The following is a 228-nucleotide window of genomic DNA, read 5'->3' on the forward strand; positions in this document are numbered from 1 at the left end:
GTCGGGCACGCTCAGCCTGACCGGGGCTGTCACCAGCAGCGGCACGATCACCGCCGGCACCGGCTTTGCCGTGCAGATGACCGGAGGCGGCAACCTGGGCGGCACGATCGGCGCAGCCACGGCCACTGGCACGATCACCGCCAAGGCAGGCGCGTTCACCACATCGGCCAGCCTGAGCCTGGCCGACGAGGCGAGCGCGACGACGCTGCATCTCGCCACCGGCTGGAC

The 228-nt window shown here is 71.9% G+C and carries 1 protein-coding gene; it reads left to right on the forward strand.

Annotated elements, in window-relative coordinates; all coding sequences use genetic code 11:
- On the forward strand, nucleotides 1-228 hold a 228-nt coding region (locus tag VJI77_RS07815; protein WP_323989037.1), incomplete at both ends, for a hypothetical protein.

Origin of the sequence: Parvimonas sp. D2 (genome assembly GCF_035282635.1) — a bacterium.
In the GTDB taxonomy this organism is placed as follows: Bacteria; Bacillota; Clostridia; order Tissierellales; family Peptoniphilaceae; genus Parvimonas.